Here is a 2,001-nt window from a genome sequence, read left to right on the forward strand (position 1 = left end):
CTGCTTGTCGAACCGCGCCTGACGGATGAGTCGGCCTGGTACGTTATGGCAGACCCGGCGCAGATCGCCTGCTTCGAACATGCCTACCTGTCTGGCGCACAAGGCCCGCAGATCGCCACCCGCGAGGGCTGGAACACGCTGGGCATGGAAATGCGTATCGTTCTGGACTTCGGCGCTGGCGCCATCGACTGGCGCGGCGGCTATCGCAACGCGGGGGACTAATGTGGCCCTCACGGTCAGTGAACTGACGTCGCTACGGGACGGGCTTATAAAAGCCCGTTCCAACGGCGTGCGCCGCGTTCGCGATCAGAACGGCGAAGAGGTGACCTACTCTAGCGATAGAGAGATGGCCGCCGCTATCGCCGCACTTGATCGCGAGATTGCGGGGCACGCCAAGCCCATCCCCAACACTATCCTCTTCAATACCTCGAAAGGTTTTGACTCATGAAAAACTACATTCAACCCGGCCGCACTCTGACGATTCCGGCCCCTGCAAACGTCACTAGTGGCGGCGTTGTCCAAGTTGGCAAGATAACGGGCATTGCCGCCGGTGATGCGCTGGCAGGCCAGCCCGTCGATATTGCCTGCGAAGGTGTCTTCACGCTTCCGAAGGCCAGCGCTTCAGTGCTCGCCATCGGTGACGAAGTGGCCTGGTCTGGCACTGAGTGCGAAGAGCCCAGCACCGGCAACGATAACGTCATTGGCGCTGCTGTTGCGGTGGCGGGCAGTGGCGCGACCTCTGTGGCCGTTCGCCTCGCGGCCTTCTAGGCACCTTACGGCATATCGCTTGCAAGGCGAGTGCCAGAAATAGAAAAGCCCGCCGGGCGAAGGCGGGCCTTTCAGCCTTAACGGTGCGGCCGAAGGAGGGCCGTGGCATGAGAAATAGTCAGCTCACGCGCAGAACACAAGCTGCGAAATCGCATATACGCGCGAAATCTTACAGTGATTTCCCCGAAGCCCAAGAAATTCCTCAGCGTACCCCTGAAGAGCGCCGGAAATATGAATTTTCCCAAGCGCGACTGGCCCAAGAAGGCAAGCTCGCAGACACTTGGTGGCCCCTCATGAGTGCCGCGATCCTTGAAGACGCGCGACGGTGCGAACGTATCCGCCTGGCCGCCGAAGCCGACCTTATGAACGATCTTGAAGACTGGCAGAGGCAGGCGCGGAAAGCCAAACGCGACGCCAAGCCGGTCATGTCACGCGGGGCCATGCTGGCGCTCGCCAAGCGGAGGGCCGCAGAATGAGCCATGTTGCAAAACGGCGCGCCGCCCTCTTGCTGGACGATCCCGCCATCTTCAATCCGGAAACAAGGCATTGCTTGTGCGCGGACAATTTAGCGACTCGGAGTCCGAAAGGCAGGTGACGCGGCTTCACGGCGTCCGCCTTGCTTCGATCAATGAGACTTCGCGTGGCGACGTGTTCGATGACTACAAGGTCAAGAAGGTGACTTCGCGGGAAAGGATCGCCGCGCGCCGTCTGTACTCTGAAGCGTTCGATTTCATGCCCACTCATTCCACCTGGTTGCGGGGCAACTTTCTTCCTGGTGTACAGGATGCCGGGGACGGCTTTTGGCGGCGCCTGGTGCCCGTGGAATTCGGCCAGCAAATCCCGGCTTCGGAGCGGGTGGCAGACCTCGATAGGCGTATCATTGCCGAAGAGCTGCCCGGTGTGATGGCATGGGCCGTGCGCGGCGCCCTTCAATGGCAGGAGTCGGGGCTGGGCATACCGGCGCCGATTGTTGCGGCGGTTGAGTCGTATCGCGAGGCTACCGACCTCTTCGGCGCCTGGTTGGACGAATGCACGCGGCGGGACCCCCGATCAAAAACGAAAACGTCTGAGCTGTTCGACTCGTGGACTCACTACTGTCACCGCAGCGGCGCGGGCGCCGGGTATGTGCGGGCGTTCGCGGACGAATTGGTTCGGCGGGGATTTGAACGCGACAAGAGTCGGAAGCATGGCGTTCGGATGATCGGCATTGCGCTTACGGGGGGCTTCGATGAC

At 61.3% G+C, this 2,001-nt stretch carries 5 protein-coding genes; all 5 read left to right on the plus strand.

Annotated elements, in window-relative coordinates; genetic code table 11:
• Window positions 1-222, plus strand: a 222-nt coding sequence (locus HPO_RS20780; protein WP_035602814.1) for a phage major capsid protein, incomplete at its 5' end; no start/stop codon positions are given.
• A gap of 1 nt (window position 223) precedes the next feature.
• Window positions 224-448 (plus strand): phage head-tail joining protein, encoded by a 225-nt coding sequence (locus HPO_RS19265; RefSeq protein WP_035602816.1) that lies wholly within the window; start codon window positions 224-226, stop codon window positions 446-448.
• Window positions 445-768 carry a DUF2190 family protein gene (locus HPO_RS19270; RefSeq protein ID WP_035602818.1) on the plus strand — a complete coding sequence of 108 codons (324 nt, stop codon included), beginning with the start codon at window positions 445-447 and terminating at the stop codon, window positions 766-768. The genes HPO_RS19265 and HPO_RS19270 overlap by 4 nt, the downstream gene beginning before the upstream one ends.
• A 293-nt stretch (window positions 769-1,061) precedes the next feature.
• On the plus strand, window positions 1,062-1,244 hold the full coding sequence (locus HPO_RS20670; RefSeq protein ID WP_157532935.1) for a hypothetical protein: 183 nt from the start codon (window positions 1,062-1,064) through the stop codon (window positions 1,242-1,244).
• Between the two features lie 76 nt (window positions 1,245-1,320).
• The coding region (locus HPO_RS19280; RefSeq protein WP_277813447.1) for a phage/plasmid primase, P4 family at window positions 1,321-2,001 on the plus strand (681 nt) is incomplete at its 3' end.

This window comes from Hyphomonas polymorpha PS728, assembly GCF_000685315.1.
Classification (GTDB): Bacteria; Pseudomonadota; Alphaproteobacteria; order Caulobacterales; family Hyphomonadaceae; genus Hyphomonas; species Hyphomonas polymorpha.